This window comes from Lentzea sp. NPDC051838 (assembly GCF_040681245.1).
Taxonomy (GTDB): domain Bacteria; phylum Actinomycetota; class Actinomycetes; order Mycobacteriales; family Pseudonocardiaceae; genus Lentzea.
Map to the genome: position 1 here is coordinate 53612 of NZ_JBFAYI010000012.1, position 25062 is coordinate 78673.

Sequence of the window (25062 nt, forward strand, 5' to 3'; positions counted from 1 at the left end):
GCGTCAAAGTTGTTGCAGTGCAAGGCTTTCAGCTTTGGGGTGATGGTTCTGCGTGTGCGCACTCGCCAGGTTCGAAGTGCTGTTGATCATGCTTCGAGTGGCAGCGTCGGACATTTGCTAGAGGAGGAGGCGGCCGATGGACATCTATGCAGGTCAGGGCATTACTCTGGAGGCACTTAGGAGATTCGTAGTTGTCGCCGACGAATGCCATTTCACGAGGGCCGCGCGCCGGATGCACGTCTCCCAGTCAGGTCTGTCGGCGTCGATCCGTGCGCTGGAGGTCGAGCTCGGCGCGCCGCTGTTCCTGCGCACGACCCGTCAGGTCGAGCTGACCCAGGCCGGCCGCGCGTTGCTGCCCGAGGCACGTCGCGCGTTGGGCAGCGTCGAGTCGGCCAGGGACGCGGTCGCCGCCGTCCAGGGACTGCTGCGCGGCACGTTGTCCGTCGGCAGCCTGCAGTGCCTGCACGTGGTGCACCTGCCGGCGGTGCTGGCGCGGTTCCACGAGATCCACCCCGGCGTGGAGATCAGGATGCGCCAGTCCGGCAACGCCGAGCTGGTCGAGGAGGTCCGCGCGGGCCGCCTCGACCTCGCGTTCGTCACCCGGCAGCCGAAGATGGCCGACGACCTGCGAGTGTCCACTTTGGCCACCGAGCCGCTGGTGCTCGCGTGCGCACTCGGAAGTCCTTTTGCTGCAAGAGAAAGCGTGATGCTGGCCGACCTCGCCGGGCTGCCGTTCGTCGACTTCAACGCCGACTGGGGCACGCGCGACGAGGTCGACCGCACCCTCGCGGCAGCCGGCGTCGAGCGGCACGTCGCCGTCGAGGTCAACGACGTGCACTCGCTGCTGGACTTCGTCGGGTTCGGCCTCGGTGTCGCGCTAGTCCCGCAGTCCTTCGCCGTCAAGACCGACAACGCGTGCTTCGTCGGCCTTCGCGGGGACCTTCCCGTCGCCGAGACCGTCGCGGTCACCGGCAACACGGTCAGCGCCGCCGCGAGCGTCCTGCTCGACATGGTCGGCGAGGCCAAGTCCGGCCGCCTCCGTGCTGCCGGTTAGCCGCCAGCCGGTCGCGGGCTCGCGGAACTCGGTGCCCTCCAGCACTGTCATCTCGCCCTTCTGCACGGTGGGCGGTTTCGGTGACGGGTGGAAGAAGTTGCCGACCTTCGAGATGCCGTCCGAGTCGTTGCCGAGCTCCACCTCGCCGTGGAAGGCGACCTCCTGGAACGAGATCCCGTGCTCGAACTCCGCGTTGGCCAGCTGCAACCTGCCGTGGAAGGTGCCGCCGGAGAAGAGCGTCACGCGCTTCACGTGCAGGTTGCGCAGGTTCGTGATGCCGTAGAACTGCGCGCGCCGGGCGACGAACCGGTTGACGTGCCTGCCGTCCAGCGAGAAGTACTCGAGGCTCGCGCCGGTCAGGTCCAGGTCGTAGTGCTCGTGCTTGCGCTTCTTCCCCCACGACAGCGTGTCCTTGATCAGCCGTTGCGCGGTCAGCCGCACCTGGTGCTCCAGCCTGGTCTCCTGCGACACCTTCGCGGTGAAGTCCTGGTCCGGGTCTTCCGGCTTGGCCAGGTGGGCGGGATGGTCGAACGGGCGGCGCAGGTACGCGCACAGCACGTCGAGCACGGTCTGCCGGTAGCGCGGAGTCGACTTCGCGAGCCACGCCAACGAGTGCATCGCGCCCACCCGCACCTGGTCGGCCTCGTTGCCCAGCAGCTCGACCGAGCGTGCGAACCGCTCGTCGGCGACCTTCTCGCTCTCCAGGAAGTGCTTGCGATCGTTGAGCCACAACGCGTACAGCGCGACGATCGCGCCACCCGCGACGCCGGCGGTCTTCACGATTTCGACCGGCGGGGCCTTGAACCACCACAGCAGAACGGAGGTGGCGGCCGTGACGACAGCGGCCATCACCACCGCGAGTGCCCACTTCACGTCAGTTCCTCCAGGCTTCCGGCAGTTCCGGTGTGACCGTGAACGTGCAGCCCTCGGCCTTCACGTCCGCCCACTCCGAGCCCGTGAACTTGGTCTCGGCCTGGAACTTCGACTCGGTCATCACCGCGAGCCCGCGCGCCTTGAACCGGCTGAACCACGCCTTGCCGCGGAACTCGGTGTGGTGCATGTAGAAGCGGCCGTTGACCTCGGCCTCGGTGAGGTAGACGTCGCCGTGGATCACCATGTGGTGAAACGCGTTGGCCTCGTTGAGGTGCGCGACCCGCAGGACGAGGTCGCCGACGTGCCGGTACGAGAGGTCCATGTAGTGCAGGTGGGCCTTCGTGAGGTTGAGGTCGTACTTGACCGGGTTCTTCTCCTCGATCCGCGGCAGCAGGTCCTCGATCAGCCGCTGCGACGTGAGCCGGACCTCCAACTCGATCTCGTTCTGCTCGTCGTCGAGCTCCTCGATGTCCACCACGCGCCGGTACGGCCGGCGCAGGTAGGCGCAGAGGATGTCGAGCACGGTCTGCGTGTACTCCGGGCGCGACTTCGCCAGCCCGGCGAGCGCGTGCATCGCGCCCACGCGAACCTGGGCCGCATCGTGGCCCAGAAGCTCCACAGCGCGCGCGAACCGTTCGTCGGCCACACGTGACCTGTCGTGCTCGATGCGCTGGCTCTCGAGCTCCTGGCGGGCCTCCTCGACCCTGCGGCGCCGGTCGTTGAGCCACAACGCGTAGAGCGCCACGATCGCGCCGCCCGCGAGGCCGCCGGTCTTGATGGCCTCGTGCTTGGGAGCGCCGGGGTCGATGAGCAGCAGGACACCACCGACCAGCACGAACGCGCACACCGACGCGAGAATGGTCGGAAGCAGCAAACTTCTGGCGCGGCGGTGCTTGCGCTCGGCGTCGCCTAACAGGAACCTCACGAGATCGGCATTCTGCCAAGCGGCGGGTGCATGATGGGCGGGAACGGCTCCGAACGCGGATGGGGTGAGCAGGTGGAGCGGCCGAACTGGGCGCCGGGGGACATCGACCTGGAACGTCCGAGTGTCGCGCGCGTCTACGACTACCTGTTAGGTGGCGCGCACAACTTCGCCGCCGATCGGGAAGTCGCCCAGAAGACCCTCGAGATGATGCCCGAGGTTCGCACCGGCGCCCTCCAGCACCGCGCGTTCCTCCGGCGGGCCGTGCGCTACCTGCTGGGCAGGGGCGTCCGGCAGTTCCTCGACCTGGGTTCCGGCATTCCGACGGTGGGCAACGTCCACGAGATCGCCCAGGCCGTCGACCCGGCCACCAGGGTCGTCTACGTCGACCTGGACCCGGTCGCGGTCGCGCACAGCCGCTCGCTGCTCGACGGCAACCCGCGGGTGAGCGTGCTGCAGGCCGACGTGCGCGATCCGGCGGCGGTGCTCGCCTCTCCCGAGGTCAACGACCTGCTCGACTTCGACCGGCCGATCGCGGTGCTGATGATCGCGCTGCTGCACTTCGTCCCGGACGACGACGATCCGCTGGGCATCCTCGCGGGCTACCGCGACCGGCTCGCTCCCGGCAGCTTCCTCGCGCTGTCCCACGCCGGCTTCGAGGCGGACGAGGAAACGCCGGAGATCCGCGCGGCCCGCCGTGTCTACGAGCGGGGCGTCACGCGGACGACGTTGCGCAACAGCGCGGAGTTCACGAAGTTGTTCCACGGATTCGACCTGGTGGAACCCGGTGTGGCGCGCCTGCCGACGTGGCACCCGGAGGCTCAGGACGACGACGGCGCCGCGCACAGCCGGTTCCCTGGGTTCGGCGCGGTAGGCCGAAAGGCTTAGAGATGACTCCGCAGGGCGACCGCCCGTATGCTGCGCGTTCGTGGCGTTAGGGCCGAGCAGATGACCGAACGGGTAGACCAGCGTTTGCGTGAGGACCGCTCTCCTTTGGACCCGGCCGTTCTGGCCGGAGCCGAGTCGTTCGCGCGCAGCTGGGCCACGGCCGTCATCGGGTCGAGCTACGTGCCCATGACGCGGGCCGAGGTCGCGCAGCACCTCCAGGACCTCACCGAGACGCTCGTCGAAGCCCTGTTCGCCAGCCCGTTCCGCACCGCACCCGGCTACGAGATCGGTTCGAAGCTGGTCGACGCGCACTTCACCGGCACGGACACGCTGGGCCGCACGATCCAGCTGCTCGGCGACGACCTGCTGGCCGAGCTCGGCTTCCCCGGCGACGAACGGCTGCTGTCGCGGCTCGCGGCTCTGCAGGGCGCGCTGGCCGCCGGCTACGCCCGTGCGCTGCGGGAACGCACGCTCGCCGAGCAGGAGGCGATCAGGGCGGCCGTCCTGGACGCCCGCGACCAGGCGGAAGCGATGCTGCGGGCGTCGGAGGCCCGGTTCCGCGCGATGTTCACCGAGGCCGCGATCGGCATCGGCATCGCGGACATCGAGGGCCGGATACTGGACGTCAACCAGGCCCTGCAGGACATGCTCGGGTTCAGCGTCGAGGAGATGCGCCAGTACAATGTGCGCGACCTCATGCACCCCGAGGACGCGGGCAGCGTGTGGCGGCTCTACGACCAGCTCATCGCGGGCGAGTGCGACCACTACCGCGCCGAGAAGCGCTTCCACCGGGCCGACGGCGAGCAGGTGTGGACGCACCTGACGTTGTCGCTGGTCCGCGACGACCACGGCGAGCCGCAGTACCAGGTCGCGATGATCGAGGACGTCACCGATCGCCACCTGCTGCAGAACCGCCTGCGCTACCAGGCGTTGCACGACCCGCTGACCGGTCTGCCGAACCGCGCGCTCTTCCTCGAACGGCTCGGGCGCGTCTTCAACAACCGGGCCAAGCACGTGCGCGCGGGCCTTTGCTATCTGGACCTGGACGGCTTCAAGGTCATCAACGATTCGCTGGGCCACGACATAGGAGATCAGCTCCTCGTCGAGGTCGGCCGCCGGCTTGATCACAGCGTTTCCGGCGAGGGCAAGCTCGTCGCGCGCATGGGCGGCGACGAGTTCGTGATCCTCGTGGAGGGGTCGACCGGCGAGCAGGACATCGTCGACGTGGCGGACCGGGTGCTGACCGAGCTGGAGGCGCCGATCCGCATCGCGGGCCACGAGCTGTCGGTGTCGGCGTCCATCGGCATCGTCGAACGGCAGCTGTCCGGCACGACGTCGGCCGACCTGATGCGCGACGCGGACATCACGCTGTACTGGGCCAAGGCGGACGGCAAGGCGCGCTGGGCGTTGTACGACCCGGAGCGCAACGCCCGCGAAGTGGCTCGCTTCACGCTGTCGGCCACCATGCCCCGTGCGTTGGAGCGCGGCGAGTTCTACGTCGAGTACCAGCCGCTGGTGCGCCTGGAGGACTCGACGGTCACCGGCGTCGAGGCGTTGGTGCGCTGGCAGCACCCGGAGTTCGGGCGGCTCGCGCCGGACCGGTTCATCGAGCTGGCCGAGGAGACCGGTCTGATCGTCCCGTTGGGACGGTGGGTGCTGCGCAAGGCGTGCGAGGAGGCGCGGCGCTGGCTGGAGGAGTTCGGCGACGCGGCCCCGTTCGTGTCGGTGAACCTCGCCGTGCGCCAGTCGCGCGACCCGGAGCTGGTGCGCGACGTGAAGCGCATCCTCGACGAGTGTGCGCTGCCGCCGCACCACCTGCAGCTGGAGCTCACCGAGTCGGCGATCATGGGCACCGCCGACGAGCCGCTCGAAGCGCTGCGGGCGTTGTGCGACATGGGCGTGCGCATCGCGATCGACGACTTCGGCACGGGGTACTCGAACCTGGCGTACCTCAAGCACCTGCCCGTGCACGAGCTGAAGATCGCCGGCTCGTTCATGGAGGGCCTGCGCGCCGAGACCGAGGAAGACCCGGTCGACTCGCAGATCGTGGCCACCCTCGTGCAGCTGGCACACGCTCTGGGTCTGGGTGTGACGGCCGAGGGCGTGGAGACGCCGGCTCAGTCCGCGCGCCTGTTGCGTCTGGGCTGTGACACGGGCCAGGGCTGGTTCTTCGCCCGGCCAGGACCACCCGAGAACATCGACAGCCTCCTGCGTGGAGACCTGTAGAACGCGAAACGGCCGCCGGGTCTCCCCGGCGGCCGTTTGCGTTGCAGGGACTAGCGCTTGCTCACGTTGTGGCCGGAGACCTCCACGACCGGCTGGGCACCGCCCAGGTCGGACGCGCGGTACTCGGCCCTGATCGTCTGGGTCTCACCGGGGAACAACGTGATGTAGTTGTCCGTCCAGTCGACCGGGAGCACCTCGGCGCCACCCGTGCCCTTGCGCAGCGACGCCCGCAGGAAGAACGCCACGGAAGTGCCGGTGTTCTTGATGGTCACGTGCGTGGCCTGCCTGCCGTCCGTGCCCGGCGTGGTGGCAGTGGACACCGACACCTGGCCAGCCTTCAACGAGCTCAGCGACTTCAGGTCCGTGTACGCGGACTGCGGCGTGTACCACCAGTCGCCACCGTTGTAGTTCAGCGTGTCCGCCTTCGTGGACAGCCAGTACACGTTGCGGTCGATCTCCTTGCCGGACGCGTCCTTGAGCAGCAACCGCACGAAGTACGCGGTGGACAGGCCCGACGGCTGCGGCAGGGTGCCGACCTTCACGGAACCGTTGGCCTTGGCCGGAACGGAACGCGTCTCGTTCGCCTTCTGCGTGCCGTCGGAGTTGAAGACGGTCACCTGGAGGCTCAGGCCTTCCTGCGCCTGCAGACCCATGTTCACGACGGCGAGCGACTTGTCGTCGTAGGAGTACTGCGCGTGCAGGGCCTTGTTCGCCGTCTTGGCACCGAAGTACGAACCCGCGGTCGCGAGGTTGTAGTTGTAGAGGTGCCAGTACAGCTTGGGCCACGGGTCGTTCTGCATCCAGTAGATGACGCCCTGCGCCTGGTTCGCGCCGGTGTCGGAGAAGTCGCGGCCGAACGCCTCGAACTGCGCGCGGTTCGTCTCGTACTGCTGCAGCTGGGACTTCTTGACGAAGTCGTCCACGTTGGACGGCTTGCCGTACCGGTTGTCGAGCGCCGTGCCCCAGATGCCGATCTTGCTGAAGTTGCCCGACGGCGACAGGTGGTACTGCGACGCGTTGTAGTCGGTCAGCTTGTTGATCTCGGCCTGGCTCATGAACTTCTTGAGCTCGTCCATCTCCGGGATCGCGAGACCGGGACCGATCTCCGACGCGAAGCCCGCTGAACCGCCCTTTTGGTTGTTGTACCAGTAGACCGGCGGCTCCCACCAGTACGGGCCGTCCATCTTCATGCCCGAGTCACCGAGCTGCGGAGAGCTGCGGCGCGCGGCCGCGGTGACGATCGGCGTCTGCCAGTTCGCCCGCTTCAACGCGTCCAGGTAGATCTTCTCGACCGCGGCCACCGGGGCCTCGTCCGAGCCGATCAGGAACGTGAACACGCTGGGGTGGTTGCGAATCCGCTTGGCCTCGCCCTCGGCGGACTCGCCGGCGACCCGCTTGTCCTCGGCGGAGAAGCTGCCGGTGCCCTGCCACTTCGAGCAGCACTCCCAGCCCGTCATGATCAGGATGCCCATGCGGTCGGCCATGTCGTAGATCTCGTCGTTCTCGGGCTTGCCCTCGAGACGGATCGTGTTGAGGCCCATGGACTTCGTCAGCAGCAGCTCGTCGGCGATCTTCTGCACGTTGGTGCGCAGGAAGAGGTCGGAAGACCAGCCGCCACCGCGGATCAGGATCGGCTTGCCGTTGATCTGGTACTGGATGTTGCCGCTGACCATCTTCGAGGTGACCTCGCGGATGCCGAACGTCGTCTTCTGCTCGTCCGACTTCGCGCTCGCCACGGTCGCGGTCGCCGTCGCGTCGTACAGCGGCTGCGCGCCCATCTGGTACGGCCACCAGACCTGCGGGTTGGTGACGTTCAGCGTGAACGTGACGGTCTTGGTCTCGTTCGCGGCCAGGCTCACGTTCTGGCTGTAGTTCTGGCCTGCCGCGCTGCCGGCGACAGTCGTGGTGACCGCGCTGCCAGTGTTGTTGCGCGCGTCGACCTTCACGGTGACCGTGGCGCTGTTCAGGTTCGGCAGCGGCAGGTCGGTCGTGACGTTCAGGCCGCGCAACGAGACCGGGCCGCTCGCGACCAGGTCGACGTCGCGGAAGATGCCCTGGTTGCGGTCGGGCGGGAGCTGGGACCAGTCGATGAAGTGGATCACCAGGTCCTTGGCCGGGTCCGCCGCGGACGCCTTGATCGCGAGCGCGTTGTCACCCTTCTTGAGCAGGCTGGTGACGTTGAACTCGTAGGTCGGGTAGGCGCCGACGACCGTCTCGCTGCCCGCGATCTTCTTGCCGTTCAGCCAGATCTCACCGCGGGAGATGATGCCGCCGTTGAGCTTGAGGAACGTGTTGACGCCCGGCTGCGGGTCGGCCTGGAAGACCTTGCGGTACCACCACGGCACCTGGAAGTCGGCGCGCTGGGCCTTCTTCAGGTTGTCCGAGTAGTTGACGTCGCCGTACTTGTTGTTCGCGATCAGTCCGGCCATGACCGTGGACCGCTTGGGCACGGTGAGCCATCCGGAGTCCGAATAGCCCGTCCCGGAGATCACGTCCCCGGCCTGGGTGGCGGTCTTGGAAGTCTGCATCCGCCAGTCGGGGATGGTGGACACGGATCCGGGGCTGGCGGCCACCTTGAGCGCCGCTCCCGTGCCGGGCACGGGGCCCGCGTTGGCTGAGGTACCTGGCACGAACAGGGCCAGACCCACTGCCGCCACGACCAGTGTCGGTAGTGGTCGGTTGCGCAGCATGTCGCTCCTCGACGCATCGGGGCGGCGGCGCTTCGGGGTATCGTAAAGAAGGTTTCCTTTTTGTGAGGTCACCGGCAATGCGCCTTATGGGTGACGCGGGACACATCAATCGCGACACTCCGTGCCTGGCGATCGACTACGTTGGCCCGCATGCGTCGACTTGTCGTCCCGTTCGTGCTGGCAGCGGTCCTGACCGGGTGTTCAACAACCGAAAAAGGAACCCCCTCCGCGGGCAACCCGACACCGACGACCGGAACTTCTGCCGGTTCTGCCCCCGTGGACAGGCCCAAGGCCGTCGACATGAAGACCCTCGACCCCTGCTCGCTGGTCACTCCCAAGGCGAAGACGACGCTCGGCATCCGCAGTGCGGGGTCGGTCTCCGCGGACGCCGACTACGGCGACGGTGCAAAGGCGTGCGGTGTGGGCTACGAGGACACCGCCTACAACTGGAGCATCAACACGATCGTCAACGGCGGTGCGGACAGGCTGAAGAGCACCGAGGGCAAGGAGAGGGAACTCACGGAGCTCAAGGTCGCCGGTTACCCCGCCTACCTCGGCAAGGGCAAGACGCAGGGCACCGGCTCTCCGCAGTGCGAGATCTACCTCGACGTCCACGACGGGCAGTTGCTGCTGGTCGAGGTGAACGCACCGTTCGGCAAGGACTCCGCATTGGACGGTGCCTGCAAGAAGGTCAACGCACTGGCGGAAGTTGTGGGAACCGCGCTCGCGACGAAGTGAGTAGAAGTACTCCCCTTGTACCGGGAACCGGTCACTCACGTCATGCATCAGAGCTAAAGTCGTCCCAAATGCACACGCGGCCCATCACTGGGGGGCCGTATCTGAGGAGGGTGTGCCGTGTATCTCGCGGATGGTGGTGGCGGTGGCGTGTCCACGCCCCCGGAGTTCGGTCAGCGCAAGCTGAAGGTGGACCCGTCTGCCATTCCCGAGGCCAGAAAGGCCTTCCAACACGCGCTCGACGAGTTCGACACCAAGATCAAGCGTGCTCTCGACCAGCTGCCCACGAAACCCTGGGCACAAGACCCGATCAGCAGCGAGACGTCGAAGGCGTTCAACGAGCAGACCTCCGGCAAGGCGCTCGCGGCGCTGCGGATCTACCGCGAGCAGATCGCCGGCGTGGTCGACCAGCTCAAGATGATCGAGGAGCAGTACCGCAAGGTCGAGGGCGACAACACGGCCATGTGGGGCAAGCACCAGCGGGACCTGGGCTGAGAGGGGGCTGACCGATGACTGACCACCGTTACCAGGGGTACGACCACCCCGAGCTCTACAAGATGATCAACTCCGGTCCCGGCGTCTCCGCGTCCATCCCGGTGGAGCAGGGCTGGAAGACGATCAAGGACACGCTCGCGCAGATCGACGGCGACCTCCACGCAGCGCTCGCCAAGATGGGTGCCGGCTGGGAGTCCGACGCCGCCGATGCCGCTGGCGCGGCGCTGTCGCCTCTCGCCGAGTGGGCCGGGTTCGCCGAAAAGGGCTCCGGCACCATGGAGAGCTCGGCGCGCCTGCAGGGCGAGTTCATCGCCGACGCGCGCAAGAAGATGCCGGAGCCCGTCCCGGTCACCACCGAGAAGCCCGGCCTCCTCGACGTCGGGCTCGGCGTGCTCACCGGTCCTGTCGGCATGGCGCACGTCGTGGGCCAGCAGATGGACCACGAGAAGCAGGAAGCCGCCGCGGACAACGCCGCGGCCCAGGCCGTCAAGGTCATGGAGGACTACCAGTCGGACAGCCGCTGGAACTCCTCGACGCTCGGCGAGTTCCCGGAGCCGCCGAAGGTCGTGATCGACACGCCTCCGCCGGCCAACACCGGCACGGAGAACACGCGGGTCGGCTACACGTCCACGGGTCCGTACTCGCCGTCGGGCCACACCGGCACGACCTCGACGTCCTCCACGTCGACGACGACGGGCCAGCAGCAGACCTGGACGCCGCCGCCCACCGACACCACGCACACGTCGTGGACGCAGCCGCCGACGCCCACGCCGACGCCGCCGGTCCAGCCGCCCACGAACCTCCCGACCCCGACGCCCACTCCGACGCCGACCCCGGTCACCGGTGGTCCGGTGTTCACCCGGCCGACCACGAGCGGCACCACCGGTGTCCGCGGCGGTGGTGGCCCCGGTGGCGTTCGCGGTGGTCAGCTCGGTGGCGGCAAGGCGTTCGGCCCGATGTCCGGCTCGCTCGGCGCGTCTGGTCAGCAGGGCGCGATGAAGCCCGGTGCCATGGGCATGGGCGCTGGTCCTGAGGGCATGCGCGGCGGTGCCATGGGTGCCGGAACCGGTGGCAAGGGTGGCGCCGCTGGTGCCGCCGGTGCCGGTGGCGCGCACGGCCAGAAGGGCGAGGGCGAGGAAGACCTCGAGCACAAGGCGGCCGACTACCTGGTCGAGACCGACGACGTGTTCGGCGACGAGCGCATGGTCGCGCCTCCGGTCATCGGAGGCTTCTCGGAGTGAGCCTGTTCGGCGCACCGGCGGAGAGGGAGCCGATCACTCTCTCCGCCGAGGAGTTCGACGTGGTGTGGGAACGGATGAACGTCGGCCCGATGCCGCTCGTTCTGAAAGTTCCCACGCCCGGTAAGACGCGGGACGAGCGCATTCAGCTCGAGAACCGCGTCTACCAGCAGTTGGACTACCGGCGCCTGGGCAACTCGCGCGGTCTCTCGTCCGAGCTGGACGGGTTGCTGCGGATGTTCGTGAAGCCCGAGCGGGAGGCGGACGGCCGCCTCTGGCTCGGCCACAGCCTGCGCGTCCTCGCCGTTGCGAACGGTGACTGGGGCGCACTGGCGACGTTGCGGGACACGCAGCTGACGTTCCAGCCGTGGGCGGGCTCCGGACTCGCCTCGGCGGTGCTGTCCGTGCTGCCGTCGCACCCCGCCGGAACAGGGCTTTCCGTGACGATGCCCAGCGAGGACATCGAGAAAGCGATCTCCCAGACCGACGGCTCGCCGAAGTCGATGGAGGCCGCGTTCCGGGGTGTCGGGCTGCGCGAGGACGACGCCAAGGCGCTGGTGAAGATGTTCACCGGGATCGTGCACACCGGGAACTTCGGGGCAGCCGCGCGGGACAAGTACGGCAAGCGCTGCCGGCCCGAGCGCGTGATCGCGTTCTTCGACACCGAAGAGGGTCGCTACCTGCAGCAACGCCGTTCGTCGAACGGTCAGCCGCCGTGGAGCACGTTCACCCCGACCGACGGTCGCCGGATGATGCACCAGGTGGACGAGCTGATCTCCGAAGCGGTTCGTTCCGCAGGCGCCTGATCTCTGGTTTGATCTGACCACCGCCGCCGTGGCCAAGACCCCTTGGAGACGGCGAAATGAACATCGACAGACGGCGATTCCTGCTGGCTACAGGGGTCGCGCTGGTCGGCACGTCAGCGACGACGGGCATGGCTTCCGCCGATGCCTCCGCTTCGCTGTGGACTGAGTTCGTGAAGAACCCCTACAACCACCCGCAGATCCCGAACATCGCCTACGCCGGCTACCGGACGGGTGAGCGGCCCGCACGTCGTCCGGTCCTGGCGAACGTGCTGTTCTTCGGCGCTCGTCGCGACGGTTCGGCCGATGCCTCGGTGGCGATCAACAAGGCGATCGAGTTCGTGGGCAGGTTGGGCGGTGGCACCGTCTTCGTGCCGCCGGGCCGCTACCGGATCGACGACATCATCCGCATCGGCTACGACAACGTGGTGCTGCGCGGCGCGGGCAGCGCGAAGACGACCTTCTACGCGACTCGTTCGCTGGAGGAGATCGTCGGCATCAACCGCAGCCGCTACGGCTCGGAGAACTCGGCGTGGAGCTGGTCCGGCGGTCTGGTGTGGGTGTGCCACCGCGACCGCTACCAGCCGCTGGTCGATGCGATCAAGGCGAAGAAGTGGCCTTTCGAGGGCTGGACGGGCAACGAGCTGGAGCTCGGCAAGACCCTGACCAACGTCACCGGTTCGGCGGCGCGCGGCTCGTTCGTGGTGACCGTCGAGAATGGACGGTCGCTGCGGGCCGGTCAGCGCGTGCTGCTGCGGCTGGACGACGACAAGTACACGTTGCCCAAACACATGTGCGGTGACGTCGAAGGCACGACGACGTACAAGTGGGACGACAAGGACAAGCTCCTGTCGTACTTCCCGTTCCTGTGGCCGGTGAAGGTCGAATGGGTGCGGGGCAACAGGGTCAAGCTCGCGCAGCCGTTGCCGCTGGAGATCCGCCCCGAGTGGAAGGCCCGCCTGACCACGATGGCGCCGGTCGTCACGGGCGCGGGCGTCGAGGGCATCAAGATCGAGATGTTCAAGGTGCCGACGCCGAAGCACTTGCAGGACAAGGGGTACAACGGTGTCGCGTTCCAGTGCGCGTGGGACTGCTGGGCCGACGACGTGCACGTGCAGGACGTCGACAACGGGTTCCTGTTGGTGTCCTCCAAGGGAATCTCGCTGCTGAACACGCGGGTCTCCGGCCGTGGCCACCACCACGCGTACGCGACGCGCGAGCAGTCGCACGACAACCTGACCGACGGGTTCGTGATCGAGGCGCCGTCCGAGCCGTCGCAGGCCGGTGCGGGCAACCACGGCCTGAACGTCGAAGGCCTGTCGTGCGGCAACGTCTGGACCCGTGGCCGCATGGACCACGACGTGTTCGACACGCACCGCGGTCTGCCGTTCGGCAACGTCCGCACCGAGATCACCATCAACAACGTCGGTGCGCACGGCGGTAGTGCCAACGCGGGTCCGTTGTACGGAGCCAGGTTCGCGCACTGGAACGTCACGGTCACGAACCAGCGTGCGGGCAACGTGCGGATCGACCAGGTGGCGCCGTGCAGCGCGACCGTGGCGATCTCCGAGGTGCGCGACTTCGGTCAGATCGACAAGCCGGACTTCACCGGTGCGTTGAACTCGCGGCTGGAGCTCTACGGCACCAACGACGTGACGCCGCGCAACCTCTACGACGCACAACGGAAGCTGCGCCGCTCCTAGAGTTTCACCTCGTCGAGGTCGGTGGGGAGCACGAAGCTCTCCACCGACCTGCCGATCTTGCGGGTCCAGCCTCGATCGGTGAGTTCCAGCCGGTACGAAAGCGAGACACCCGGCAGGTCGCAGGGCTTCGAGCCGGCGAGCAGCAGGTGCTGGCCGTAGTTGCGACCTGCCTCGCTGAGCGTCGGCAGCACAGCGAGGAACTCCGGGTCTGTCTTTCCGTTCACGCAGATGAGCAACTCTGGCAACGGTTGTGCACCTGCGGGCTTGGCTGCTCGGTAGTCCCAGGTCGTGCGGTGACCGTGCTCCGCCAACGTCCTGGTGCGTCGCTCAAGATCGTTGAGCAGGTCTCCGTGCCACGCGTGCGGCACGTCGTCGAGGCCGATGGACTCGCCGACGAACATGACCCGCAGGTCGTCCGGTGAGTGCCGGAGCAGTTGGCCGAGGATCAGCGAGCGCAAGGCGTTGGCGCGTTGTTCGGGCGGTGCGACAACTTCGCCGTGCGGACCCATCCCGTCCTGCAGGTGGGTGGACTTGAGGTCGACCTCCACCGGCTGCCCGTACTCGTCGGCACCCACCGGAGCGCGGTACTGCAGGGCGACAGGACGTGGTCGCCACGAGTGCGTCGGCATCTCGTGCAGCGTGTGGAAGTCCGGCGGTGGCTCGGGCTGGTTCATCAGGGGTGGCAACGAGAACGCGAGCTCTTCGAGGTTCGCGGGCGGAGTGCCGCCGATCCGCTCGTCCGTCAGCGCGTGCTCGCCGTCGAGCAGCAGTTGGATTCCTGACTTGCCGACCTCCTTGGCGACGAGCGCGAGGTCGTTGGCGAACGACGGATCCGCGGCTTGGAGATCCTCGAACCCGTTGACGCAGACCAGAAGCTGCGGCAGCACCTGGTCGAAGCCGCGGTGGTGGAAGATCGTCCAGGTGTTGCCGACGACCTCCAGCCGGCGTTCCGACTCTGCCAGCAACACGTCCGCGATCCGCGCGGGATTCTTCGCCGCGTCACGGTGATGGGCCAGCACGTGCGGTGCCTGGTCGAGGCCGTCGAACGTGTCCGTGTCGTGGGCGTCGATGAAGATCGTCTGGAACAACCTGGGCGAGTGCGTGGTCATCAAGCCCAGCACCAGACTTCGGAACGCACCGCGCTCGGTGGCGCTCAAGTGCTTTCCCGTGCGCCACTTGCCGTCGACGAAGTGGGTCAGCTCGACGACGACCGGTTCGCCCGCGCTGTCGACGCCGATCGGGACCTTCCACCACCTGCCCTTCCACGCCAGGGTCTTGCTGAACTCGTGGATTCCGTGCAACGCCAGGAAATCCAGGACCTCGACCCGCAGGCGGACGCGTTCGGGAAGATCGCCGAGCACGCGGGCGGTGATCACCACCTGGACGTCGCGCGCGGTCGTGCTGATCCACCGGACGGCGTCGGCGAGCCCGGGATCGTTGTCCGTGCACAGCTTCCAGTCGTCGATCAGCAACGTGGCACCGGGCTCGCCGCCGCGTTCGAACCAGGTCAGCAGGTTCTGGCGGCGGCGTTCGTCGGCGGGGTCGAAGCTGACCGCGGCCTGCGACTCGCCGCGTCCGATGCGATAAACCCCTTGTCCCGCAGGGGTTCGTGGCGCCACGAGAGCCGCGGGCCCGACCAGTGCTCGATGGGTCACGGCATCGCGATCTGCGACTGGAGCCCGTCCGGCAGCGTGAGACCGAAGCCGGGCAGGTCCGGGACCAGCGCGGCCTGCTGCTTGCCGAGCAACGAGGTGGCAGGGTCGTCCAGCCGGAACTCGATCGCGAAACCCAGGCTCTGCCGGATGAACGCGGGCACCTGGTCCCACGACCGCGCCGTCACGACGATGTGGCGTTCCGGGTCCAGCGGTTCGCCGGGACCGTCGAGCAGCTGGTAGTTCGGCAGCTCGTCACCGAGAACCGTCGCCAGCGTGCGCAGGGCAGTGCTCTTGCCGGTGCCGGGTTTGCCGACGATCGCGCCGTAGCGGCCCTGCTCGGTGAACGCGGGAACGATGACGTCGCGCCGTTGCTGGAAAGGCTTGTCCACCACGCCAATCGCGCCCGGAGGCAGCATGTCGAGCGTGAGCCCGACCTGGTTCGCGTGCAGCGACGGCAGGGCGATCTGGTGTGCGGGCGGGCTGGAACCGGCCAGCGCCCCCGGCAGCACGTCGACCCATTCCTCGAGGTCGAACGGCGGCACTCCGGACGGCCACTCCGGCATTCTCGCCCGCAGCTGCTCCGGGAAGGTCTCGCCGGAGAACAACAGGTAGACGCCCATGACGCGGCCGGCGCTGACGAGGGCGTCCAGGGTGTCCTTGAAGCGGGGCAACCGTTCCATCAGCACTTCGGCGCTGTCCACGCAGACCAGCAGGGCGGGCAGCGGGTCGAGGTTCGCGCCCGCACGCTGCTTTTCGCGGTAGTCGTGGAAGTTGCGGCAGCCGTCGGCGTTGTGCACGAGCTGCTGTCGTCGGTTGAGCTCGCCTTCGAGGCCGACCCGGAACCGTTCGAGGACCTCGTTCGTCGTGTCGCCGTTGAGGCTGAAGGTGACGTGTGGTGCCGCGTCCAGACCGTCGAACACACCGGTGTTCTTGGGGTCGAAGCAGCAGATGTTCAGATCCGTCGACGAGTGCGTGACCATGAGCCCCAGCAACGCGGCGAGCAGCTTCTGCTCCCGTTGCGCCGCCGGCCCGAGGTACGTGCCCGAGTAACCGTCGCCGTCGACGTCTATGTGCAGGTACACCGGCCAGCCGCGCTCGTCGTGGCCCACAGCCGCCTTGAGGTCACGCCGCTCGTACTTGTTGCTCAGATCGGTTTCGATCCCGTGCAGCCCCAGGAAGTCCGCGGCCTCGCCATGCAGGTGGCGCTTCAGCCCTTCCGGCAGATCCGCCCACTTCCGCGCCGTGACGACGACCTGCACACCCCGCGCCGGCCCGAACGCCGCGATCCACCCGACACTGCGGTCCAGGTCCGCGTCGAACTCCACGCACAACGCCCAGTCGTCCACCAGCAACACCGCACCCGACGGCGCCCCGCGCTCGAACCAGTCCAGCAGACTCCGGCACCCCGGCTGATCCGACGGGTCGAAGGTCGCCGACACGGGCAACGGGTCAGCCCCGCGCCCGATCCGGTAGACCGCCATGTCCGGCGCGGCCGCGAGAGCAGCCGTCAACCGCTCCCTCGTCGCCTGCCCGGAACCGACGACGGCGAAGTTCCTGATCACGGTTCAGATATACCAACAGCTCAGGGACCGCCGCTGCCGCTTCGCTAATGTGGGCGACGTGCCAGCGAAGCCCGTCGACCCCGCCGAGATGCGAGCCGCCGTGCAGGCCGTGCTCCCTTGGCTCCAGGGCACAGCCGACCAGCCGGAACGCCCAGCCCTGGCCGCCGCCGTCCGCCTCAGCCTGCGCACCCTCGAACACATCGCACCGGGCCGCAGCGTAGAGGTCCGAGTCCCGCCGTTCGCCGCCGTGCAGTGCGTCGAGGGCCCGCGTCACACCCGCGGCACGCCCCCGAACGTCATCGAAACCGACGCCCGCACGTGGCTCGAACTGGCCACCGGCACCCTCGACTGGTCCGAGGCGCTGGACGGCGCTCGGGTCACCGCCTCAGGCACCCGAGCCGACATCTCCGCCCTGCTGCCGATCGTCCGCTTCTAGAACCACGAGCCGATCGTGTTGTCGTAAACGGACTTCGCACCGTCCGAGATGGCGCCACCAACGTCCTTCACAACCTCGACGCCACCCTCAACGACAGCCTTGCCGCCCTCGTAGACGTCCCGCCCGAGCTCACCGACGTTGCCCACGGTGTCGATCGCGAAATCACCCACGTCGCTGGCGACCTCACCGACCGTGCCGACCGCATGGCGGCCCGCGTCACCCCAGTTGCCCTTCGAGATGTCGTCGACCACCTGGCCACCACCGCGCCAGACGTCCTCGCCGATGTCGACGACTTCCTTGCCCGTGTTGACACCCCAGTCGATGACCGGGCCGACACCCGGCAGGTTCGAACCGGGCACCTCGACCGGCACCGGCGAGTCCTGCCACCGCTGCTCGGTCACATCGCCGCCGTGGCCGGTCGCGATCTTCGCCAGGTTGCCCAGCGACTCGGAGTCCTTGTCGTAGTAGGAGGAGTGCGCTTCTCCCACCCAGGTCTCGCCGGAGGTGCCGAACTGCTTCGCGCCGAACGACGCGTCGTACGGGCCGGTCGACGACCCGTCCTTGGTGAACCAGTCGCCACTGGTGCCCTGGATGACCGGGTCGTGCTCGGTGCCACCGACGTACACGTGCCCGGCGCCCGGTCCGAGCTGGTTGACGTTGGACGCGCCGACGCCCGGAGACCCGACGAACGCGATGTCGTCGGCCTTGAGCCCGTTGTCCATCGCGGAGTAGCCGACGACCGTGCTGCCGTAGCTGTGGCCGATCACCGTGACGTGCGCGTTGGGGTTGACCGCGCGGTAGTTCGCGACGTCCTGCGCGAGGAGCTTGCCGCCCTCGATCGCCTGGGCCGGGTCGTTGACCTGGCCCAGTGCCGCCGCCGGGGCGTCGTAGCCGAGCCACTGGATCGCGGCGCCGTCCTTGCCCATCGCGTTGCTGAGGTTCGCGGCCTGCGACATGCTGAAGCCGCCTTCGAGATCCGAAGTCGTCCCCGGCACGCAGACGGCGAGGTTCTTGGCGGTGTCCGGGTTGCCGAACGCGATGGCCATGGTGCCCTCCTTGCCACCAGGACCGTCCGGACTGTAGGCGAGGATGAAGGCCTGCTTGCCGTTCTTCTCGACCTCGTCGCCGGCCATGATCAACGACTTGTTCGCCATCTCCGCGTTGTGGGCGCGGCGTGCGGCGTCGTCGTACTGGGCCATCAGTTGCGACCCCTGCGGGTCGTTGCGCAGCGCCCGCTGGCCCTCCGACGACTTCGGGTCGACGCCCAGTTCACGAGCGCGGTCCGCGAGCTGCTGGTCCAGCGCCGTCTTCTGGTCGTTGAACCGCTTCATGTCATCGGCGACTCGGAGGCGGTTCGCCTTGTCCAGCGCTTCCGCCGGCAGGCCGGGAAGCTGGCCGAGCTCCTGGAACTTGGTTTCCAGCAACGCCTTCTGCTGGTCCGCGCTGAGCGACTTCCACCAGGCGGCGACGGTTTTCGGGTCGGTACCGGGCGGTGGCACAGGAGGTAGCGCTCCGCCGCCACCGGCGCGCTGGGCGGCGCGATCCCAGCCGCAGTCCGTTCGGGCGGACTCCTCGAAGCCGGGCGGAATCTTGGTGAGCGCACCCGCGTAGGACCGGAGCACGTTGTCGTAACCCGACTTCACCTTGTTCAGGGAGTCGTTGACCTGGTTCGCGAGCGTGCGGGTCTGCTCCTCGTCGAGACCCGGCGGACGGCTGCGCCACACGTTGATCGCCTGGTCTGCGGCACCACGCATCTGGCCGTAGGCACGGGATGCGGCCTGAACGATGTCGGCACCCGCGCCAAGTCGCTGCGCCGCGGCCTTCGCGGCGTTCACGGAAAGCTCGGCGCGCGCGGCGAACTTGCCGGAGGCGTCGCCGACCCAGCTGCTCACCGCCGTCTTGCCGCCCTTGGCCACGGTGTCCCCGGCGCGGCCGACCGCGCTGATCGCACCCGTGATCGGGTCGGCGGCGGCAGCGATGCGGCTGACGTCACCGGACGCGAGCTTGCCGTAGAGGCTCTCCGGATCCGTGTAGCTCACTTGCCGCCCCCAAGTCCCTGGAAGAGCTTCGTCAGCACCGAGGCGTGGTTGTCGTCCGTGCGCTGGTAGGCGTCGGCGTTCGACACGAGCCCCTCGGCGGCGTCGGTGATCCACGCGGAGCCGCGCTGGAGGTCCTGGGCGTGTGTTCCGACGAATTTGGACAGTGCGTCCGCGAACTCAGCGGCCGCGTCGACCTCGCCGAGCGCACCGGCGTCGAGCTTGAGCATCGAGATCAACTCCGCTGCCTCGCGCACCGCGTCGGAGCCGTTGCCGAACTCCTTGGACGCGTTGCGCAGCAGTTCTGGCTCAACGCCGAACATCGCACACCCCCTGTTGGTCCTCGATCACTGCGACGCAGCCACATCATCGCCGGTTCCCCGCTCGTGCGCGGACTGTTTCGGGCACGATGTCGCTCATGGTGCAGACGGGGTGGACGGCACAGCGGTGGACCGCTGTGTTCGTCGAGCAGGCGGAGATGTTCCGCAAGGCGGTGGCCGACGCGGATCCGGCCGCCGAGGTGCCGACACGTCCGGGATGGACCGTGCAGGACCTCGTCGTGCACCTCGCGCGCTTCCTGGAGACCTCGACCGCCTACCTGCGCACGGGCAGCCGCAACCCCATGCGGCCGCCGGTACCGAGGGGTGGGCTGTCGCCGCTCGAATACCTCGACCTGCAGGTAGCTGAGGCCGGAGAGGTCCTGGCGGCCGTGTCCGGCAACCGGCCCGTGTGGACGTTCTCACCGGCCGCGCCCGATCTTGCGTGGGTGTGGCACCGCCGGATCGCACACGAGACTGTGCTGCGCCGGTTCGACGCGCAGACGGTCGTCCGCCAGGTCGTCGCCACGGATCCGGACCTGTGCGTCGACGGCATCGACGAGGTGCTGACCACCATCGTCGCGGCCAAGCTCGACGGCGACTCGCCCACCGAGGTGTCCGGCACGGCCGTGGTCCGGCCGACCGACGTGCCCGAGTCCTGGCTGATCTCCCTGACGGCGGGTGAGGTTCCCGAGACCCGTGCCGCTGCCCCCGGCGAGGAGGGCGACGCCCAGGTCACCGGCGATGCCGAGCTCGTCTACTTCTGGCTCTGGAACCGGATGAACCTCAAGGAGATGACCGGCGACCGGCGCGTGCTGGACGTCCTCAAGGTCGGACGGGGGCACTGATGCGCAAGCTCGTTGTGGTGGTGACCGCTTGTCTGCTGCTCGCAGGCTGCGCGGCCTCCTGGGAGGGGCAGGAGGTCCGCTATCGGATCAAGTCCCTCGACACCAGCAGCCCGACCGAGTTCTTCCGCCTCGAACTGGTGGGTGACGCTCCCAAGGGTGCGCTGGACCCGCAGGACTTGGCGCGCAAGCCGGTGCAACCGAGTGCGGTGAGCGGCGGTGCGGCAGTCGGTGACGAGTTGCTGTGCCTGGTCGAGCAGAAGAAGGGCAGCGCGATCGGCGACTCGCACGTCGTGACGCTGGTGAAGAGCTGCGAGAAGGCTTGATGCGCAAGATCGTGGTCGTGCTGGCGGGCTGTCTCGCGTTGTCCGGCTGCGCCACCTCCTGGGACGGCGAACTCCGGTACAAGATCGTCGAGGTCGACAACACCACCCCGACCGAGTACTACCGGCTCGAGCTGGTGGGCGAAGCCCCGAAGGGTCTGCTGTGGCAGGACGGGCTGACCCCGCAGTTCAAGCAGCCGGACTCGGTTGGGGGCGCGGCCGTGGGCGACGAGGTGGTGTGCACGGGAGAGCAGGAGCAGGGGAGCCCGTTCGTCTACTGGTCCAAGGACACCAAGATCAGCGGGTGCCAGAAGGCCTGAACGCATGATCGAGTGGTCTGAAGTGGGCCGAAGGCATGAGTTTGGTCACCTCACCAGGGGTTCGGAGGGGGTAGTTGGCCCCCCGCTCCACTTACACTCGGGGAGCAGCCAGCCCCATCCGTGAGGGAGCCAACTCGGTGGTCGCCGACCATTCCCAGCCCGAACAGGAACCCCGTGAGGAGTGCGGCGTCTTCGGCGTCTGGGCTCCGGGCGAGGACGTCTCGAAGCTGACCTACTACGGGCTCTACGCCCTGCAGCACCGCGGCCAGGAGGCGGCGGGCATCTCGGTCGGTGACGGGGCGCAGGTCGTCGTCTTCAAGGACCTCGGGCTCGTCAGCCAGGTCTTCGACGAGCAGGTTCTGCAGTCGCTCAAGGGCCACGTGGCCGTCGGGCACTGCCGTTACTCCACCACCGGGTCCACGACCTGGGAGAACGCCCAGCCGACGTTCCGCACCACGGCCGCCGGCAGCGGGTTGAGCCTCGGCCACAACGGCAACCTGGTGAACACCGCCGAGTTGTTGGAGAAGGCCAAGGAGCTCGGCATCGTCGAGCGCAACGGCGCGACGACCGACTCGGACATCCTCTGCGGCCTGCTCGCGCACGCGGCGGCCGACAAGGGCATCGAGCAGGCGGCTCTCGAGCTGCTGCCGACGGTCAAGGGCGCGTACTGCCTGACCTTCAGCGACGAGTCCACCCTCTACGCGGCACGGGACCCGCACGGTGTCCGGCCGCTGGTGCTGGGCCGGTTGGAGCGGGGCTGGGTCGTGGCGAGCGAGACCGCGGCGCTGGACATCGTCGGCGCGAGCTTCGTGCGCGAGGTCGAGCCCGGCGAGCTGATCGCGATCGACGGCGACGGCCTGCGCAGCACCCGGTTCGCGACGCCCGAGCCCAAGGGCTGCATCTTCGAGTACGTCTACCTGGCGCGCCCGGACACGACGATCTCCGGCCGCAGCGTCCACGCGACGCGCGTCGAGATCGGCCGCCGGCTCGCCAAGGAGCACCCGGTCGAGGCCGACCTGGTGATCCCGGTGCCCGAGTCCGGCACGCCCGCCGCGATCGGGTACGCGCAGGCCAGCGGCATCCCGTACGGGTCTGGCCTGGTCAAGAACGCCTACGTCGGCCGCACGTTCATCCAGCCGTCGCAGACCATCCGCCAGCTGGGCATCCGGCTGAAGCTGAACCCGCTCAGGGACGTCATCCGCGGCAAGCGGCTGGTCGTCGTGGACGACTCGATCGTGCGCGGCAACACGCAGCGCGCGCTCGTCCGCATGCTGCGTGAGGCCGGTGCGCTGGAGGTGCACGTCCGGATCGCGTCGCCGCCCGTGAAGTGGCCGTGCTTCTACGGCATCGACTTCGCCTCGCGTGCCGAGCTCATCGCGAACGGCCTGGACGACGACGGCATCCGTCGTTCGGTCGGTGCCGACTCGCTCGGCTACGTGTCGCTGGAACAGCTCGTCGCGGCGACCGAGCAGCCCAAGACGCGGCTGTGCTCGGCGTGCTTCGACGGCGAGTACCCGATCGAGCTGCCGCCGGACGCGCTCATCGGCAAGCACCTGCTGGAGGGCCTCAAGGGCGTGTCGGGCTCAGCCGCCCCCGTCCTGGCCAACGGCTATGGTGCCGAAGACGCACTGCGTCGCCCCTGACGCCTGCCAAGATCCAAGTGGAAGAAGTTGACGTGACCGACAGCGCCAAGGCCACCTACGCCGCCGCCGGAGTCAGTATCGCCGCAGGTGACGAGGCGGTGGAGAAGCTCAAGCCGTGGGCGGCCAAGGCGCACCGGCCCGAGGTTCTCGGTGGCATCGGCGGGTTCGCCGGCCTGTTCCAGCTCAAGCTCGACCGCTGGAAGGAGCCGGTTCTCGCCTCGTCCACGGACGGCGTCGGCACCAAGATCGCGGTCGCGCAGGCGCTCGACAAGCACGACACCGTCGGCATCGACCTGGTCGCGATGATCGTGGACGACCTGGTCGTGTGCGGTGCCGAGCCGCTGTTCGTGCAGGACTACATCGCGGTCGGCAAGGTCGTGCCGGACAAGATCGCGGCGCTGGTCAAGGGCATCGCCGAGGGCTGTGTCCAGGCCGGTTGCGCGCTGCTCGGCGGCGAGACGGCCGAGCACCCCGGCCTGATGGGCGACGACGACTACGACATCTCCGGCACGGGCGTCGGCGTGGTCGAGCAGTCCAAGCTGCTCGGGCCCGACCGGGTGCGCGACGGCGACGTCGTGATCGCCATGGGCTCGTCCGGCCTGCACTCCAACGGCTACTCGCTCGCCCGGCACGTGCTGCTGGAGATCGCGCGCATGCCGCTGGAGGGCCACGTCGAGGAGTTCGGCCACACCCTCGGCGAGGAGCTGCTGGAGCCGACCAAGATCTACGCCAAGGACTGCCTCGCGCTGATCGCCGAGACAGAGGTCCGCGGGTTCTCGCACGTCACCGGCGGTGGCCTGGCCGCGAACCTGGCCCGCGTCCTGCCGGAGGGCCTGCACGCGACGCTCGACCGCGGCACCTGGGCACCCGCGCCGATCTTCCAGCTCATCGCCCAGCGCGGCCGGGTGGAGCGCGAGGAGATGGAGAAGGCGTTCAACATGGGCGTCGGCATGGTCGCCGTCGTCGCGCCCGAGGACGTCGACCGCGCCCTGGCCGTGCTCACCGCGCGCCACGTCCCGTCGTGGGTGCTCGGCGAGATCACCAAGGCCGAGGTCGGCGGCGCCGCACTCGTCGGAGACCACCCCAGGTTCTGAGGCAACCTTCTACGGTCGTCGCTGCGTACTAAGCGGCGACCGAGGAGGGGCACTTGGACCGCGACCGCGAGTTCGGGGAGTTCGTCGACGCACGCGCTCTCGTCCTGCGCCGCACGGCGTACCTGCTGTGCGGCGACTGGCACCGCGCGGAGGACATCGTCCAGAACGCGCTGATCAAGCTCTACGTCGCCTGGTCCCGCGTGCGCAAGGACAGCGTGGACGCCTACGCGCGCAAAGTGTTGGTGCGCACCGCGATCGACGAAGGCCGTCGGGGTTTCTTCCAGCGTGAACGCACGGTCGACGTCGTGCCAGAGCCCGCCATCACGGACGACTCGGCGGACTTCGACCTGCGTCTCGCGCTGGACGCCCTGCCGCCGGGCCAACGCGCCGTTGTCGTGCTGCGGTACTGGGAGGACCTGAGCATCACCGAGACCGCCCGCATCCTCGGCAGGACGGAGGGCACGGTGAAGAGTCAGGCGGCCAAGGGGCTCGCCGCGTTGCGCGAACTGCTGGAGGACGAGCCGAAGCTGCGGATCTACCGGTCCGAGGTCATCCGCAAGGGCAAGGCGAAGCTCACCCGCAGGCGCACGGCGATCGCGGGCGCGATGGCGATGGTCGTGCTGGTCGGACTGGGCACGACCGGCTACGTGCTGCAGTCGCAGATCACCATGAAGGACTCGGCGGGGTCGGCGGTGTCGTCCGGTGTCGTCGACCGCAACGCCCAGCTCACCCAGATCCTGCGCGCGGCCGACGTGATCCCTGCCGGAGTCACCGCGCAGGGCGTACCGGGAGTCCCGGCAGGTGCGCTGCAGTTCTTCGACACTCAGGAAAGCCGTCGCGCCGTGGCGTTGCTGAAGGACGCCCAGGGCACCAGCGCGATGACGATCGAAGTCGACCGCACCAACGCCGCGGACTTCAGCAAGTGCTACGAGCCCGAGGTCGCGCCGTGCGAGCTTCGCGAGGTCGACGGCATCAAGGTCCGGTCCAGCATCTTGGGCAAACAGGACGGCGTCCACATGTACCAGGTGGAGGCGCTTCGGCCAGACGGTTCGTTCGTCAAGGTCATCAACGTCAACGTGGGAGAGTTCCGCACCAACGCGCTCGGCAGCCCGAAGCTGGAGGGCGCGAAGACCAGGCCTGCGCCCGTGCTCGACCGCGAAGTGCTGATAAAGATCGCGACACTGCCGGGGTTGACCTTCTAACC

Annotated in this window: 21 protein-coding genes and 1 pseudogene; 15 read left to right on the plus strand and 7 right to left on the minus strand. The window is 68.3% G+C overall.

The annotated features are described in order from the left end of the window. Positions 1-136: 136 nt before the first annotated feature. Positions 137-961 (plus strand): annotated as a pseudogene (locus AB0M24_RS24950) (LysR family transcriptional regulator); the annotation flags it as partial. Here AB0M24_RS24950 and AB0M24_RS24955 read toward each other — a convergent pair. Next, entirely contained in the window at positions 878-1927 is a 1050-nt protein-coding gene (locus AB0M24_RS24955; protein WP_363772320.1) for a hypothetical protein, read from the minus strand. The pseudogene AB0M24_RS24950 and the gene AB0M24_RS24955 overlap by 84 nt on opposite strands. Before the next feature lies 1 nt (position 1928). Continuing rightward, positions 1929-2852 carry a hypothetical protein gene (locus tag AB0M24_RS24960; RefSeq protein ID WP_363772323.1) on the minus strand — a complete coding sequence of 308 codons (924 nt, stop codon included), beginning with the start codon at positions 2850-2852 and terminating at the stop codon, positions 1929-1931. 72 nt (positions 2853-2924) lie between these two features. Between AB0M24_RS24960 and AB0M24_RS24965 the strand changes: the two genes are divergently transcribed. Together AB0M24_RS24965 and AB0M24_RS24970 are read left to right on the plus strand one after the other, a co-directional pair. Next, positions 2925-3737, plus strand: coding sequence for an SAM-dependent methyltransferase (locus tag AB0M24_RS24965; RefSeq protein ID WP_363772326.1), 813 nt, complete (start codon positions 2925-2927; stop codon positions 3735-3737). Positions 3738-3797: 60 nt separating this feature from the next. Next, positions 3798-5963: an EAL domain-containing protein gene (locus AB0M24_RS24970; protein ID WP_363772329.1), complete on the plus strand. Its 2166-nt coding sequence runs from the start codon at positions 3798-3800 to the stop codon at positions 5961-5963. Positions 5964-6013: 50 nt separating this feature from the next. Here the strand turns inward: AB0M24_RS24970 and AB0M24_RS24975 are convergent, their stop codons facing one another. Then, positions 6014-8653 carry a glycoside hydrolase family 2 TIM barrel-domain containing protein gene (locus AB0M24_RS24975; protein ID WP_363772332.1) on the minus strand — a complete coding sequence of 880 codons (2640 nt, stop codon included), beginning with the start codon at positions 8651-8653 and terminating at the stop codon, positions 6014-6016. A 150-nt stretch (positions 8654-8803) separates the two neighbouring features. Here AB0M24_RS24975 and AB0M24_RS24980 point away from each other — a divergent pair, with 150 nt between their 5' ends. The 5 genes from AB0M24_RS24980 (at position 8804) to AB0M24_RS25000 (ending at position 13627) form a co-directional block, all read left to right on the plus strand. Continuing rightward, positions 8804-9391: a DUF3558 domain-containing protein gene (locus tag AB0M24_RS24980; RefSeq protein ID WP_363772334.1), complete on the plus strand. Its 588-nt coding sequence runs from the start codon at positions 8804-8806 to the stop codon at positions 9389-9391. A gap of 117 nt (positions 9392-9508) precedes the next feature. Continuing rightward, positions 9509-9883 carry a transcriptional regulator gene (locus tag AB0M24_RS24985; protein ID WP_363772337.1) on the plus strand — a complete coding sequence of 125 codons (375 nt, stop codon included), beginning with the start codon at positions 9509-9511 and terminating at the stop codon, positions 9881-9883. Between the two features lie 14 nt (positions 9884-9897). Next, on the plus strand, positions 9898-11124 hold the full coding sequence (locus AB0M24_RS24990; RefSeq protein WP_363772340.1) for a PPE domain-containing protein: 1227 nt from the start codon (positions 9898-9900) through the stop codon (positions 11122-11124). Then, positions 11121-11927: an ESX secretion-associated protein EspG gene (locus AB0M24_RS24995; RefSeq protein ID WP_363772343.1), complete on the plus strand. Its 807-nt coding sequence runs from the start codon at positions 11121-11123 to the stop codon at positions 11925-11927. Before AB0M24_RS24990 ends, AB0M24_RS24995 begins: the two co-directional genes overlap by 4 nt. A gap of 56 nt (positions 11928-11983) precedes the next feature. After that, positions 11984-13627, plus strand: a complete 1644-nt coding sequence (locus tag AB0M24_RS25000; protein WP_363772345.1) for a glycosyl hydrolase family 28-related protein — start codon at positions 11984-11986, stop codon at positions 13625-13627. On the opposite strand, the gene AB0M24_RS25005 is transcribed toward AB0M24_RS25000, so the two are convergent. Then, on the minus strand, positions 13624-15282 hold the full coding sequence (locus AB0M24_RS25005; RefSeq protein ID WP_363772348.1) for a hypothetical protein: 1659 nt from the start codon (positions 15280-15282) through the stop codon (positions 13624-13626). The two genes, AB0M24_RS25000 and AB0M24_RS25005, sit on opposite strands and share 4 nt — an antisense overlap. Beyond that, on the minus strand, positions 15279-16844 hold the full coding sequence (locus AB0M24_RS25010; protein ID WP_363772350.1) for a hypothetical protein: 1566 nt from the start codon (positions 16842-16844) through the stop codon (positions 15279-15281). Before AB0M24_RS25010 ends, AB0M24_RS25005 begins: the two co-directional genes overlap by 4 nt. Before the next feature lie 58 nt (positions 16845-16902). On the opposite strand from AB0M24_RS25010, the gene AB0M24_RS25015 reads away from it, so the two are divergent. Further along, complete coding sequence (locus AB0M24_RS25015; RefSeq protein WP_363772353.1) at positions 16903-17280, plus strand: sterol carrier family protein; 378 nt, start codon at positions 16903-16905, stop codon at positions 17278-17280. Here the strand turns inward: AB0M24_RS25015 and AB0M24_RS25020 are convergent. Further along, complete coding sequence (locus AB0M24_RS25020; protein WP_363772356.1) at positions 17277-19319, minus strand: alpha/beta hydrolase; 2043 nt, start codon at positions 19317-19319, stop codon at positions 17277-17279. The genes AB0M24_RS25015 and AB0M24_RS25020 overlap by 4 nt on opposite strands. After that, positions 19316-19639, minus strand: coding sequence for a type VII secretion target (locus AB0M24_RS25025; RefSeq protein ID WP_363772359.1), 324 nt, complete (start codon positions 19637-19639; stop codon positions 19316-19318). The genes AB0M24_RS25020 and AB0M24_RS25025 overlap by 4 nt, the downstream gene beginning before the upstream one ends. 95 nt (positions 19640-19734) lie before the next feature. Between AB0M24_RS25025 and AB0M24_RS25030 the strand changes: the two genes are divergently transcribed. The 6 genes from AB0M24_RS25030 (at position 19735) to AB0M24_RS25055 (ending at position 25060) form a co-directional block, all read left to right on the plus strand. Beyond that, positions 19735-20481, plus strand: coding sequence for a maleylpyruvate isomerase N-terminal domain-containing protein (locus AB0M24_RS25030; RefSeq protein WP_363772362.1), 747 nt, complete (start codon positions 19735-19737; stop codon positions 20479-20481). Beyond that, positions 20481-20804, plus strand: coding sequence for a hypothetical protein (locus tag AB0M24_RS25035; RefSeq protein ID WP_363772365.1), 324 nt, complete (start codon positions 20481-20483; stop codon positions 20802-20804). Before AB0M24_RS25030 ends, AB0M24_RS25035 begins: the two co-directional genes overlap by 1 nt. After that, complete coding sequence (locus AB0M24_RS25040) at positions 20804-21121, plus strand: hypothetical protein (protein WP_363772368.1); 318 nt, start codon at positions 20804-20806, stop codon at positions 21119-21121. Before AB0M24_RS25035 ends, AB0M24_RS25040 begins: the two co-directional genes overlap by 1 nt. Positions 21122-21258: 137 nt before the next feature. Continuing rightward, positions 21259-22764, plus strand: coding sequence for an amidophosphoribosyltransferase (gene purF, locus AB0M24_RS25045; RefSeq protein ID WP_363772371.1), 1506 nt, complete (start codon positions 21259-21261; stop codon positions 22762-22764). A 32-nt stretch (positions 22765-22796) separates the two neighbouring features. Beyond that, positions 22797-23858 (plus strand): phosphoribosylformylglycinamidine cyclo-ligase, encoded by a 1062-nt coding sequence (purM, locus tag AB0M24_RS25050; RefSeq protein WP_363772374.1) that lies wholly within the window; start codon positions 22797-22799, stop codon positions 23856-23858. Between the two features lie 53 nt (positions 23859-23911). Continuing rightward, entirely contained in the window at positions 23912-25060 is a 1149-nt protein-coding gene (locus AB0M24_RS25055; RefSeq protein WP_363772377.1) for a SigE family RNA polymerase sigma factor, read from the plus strand. The last annotated feature ends 2 nt before the right edge of the window (positions 25061-25062 follow it).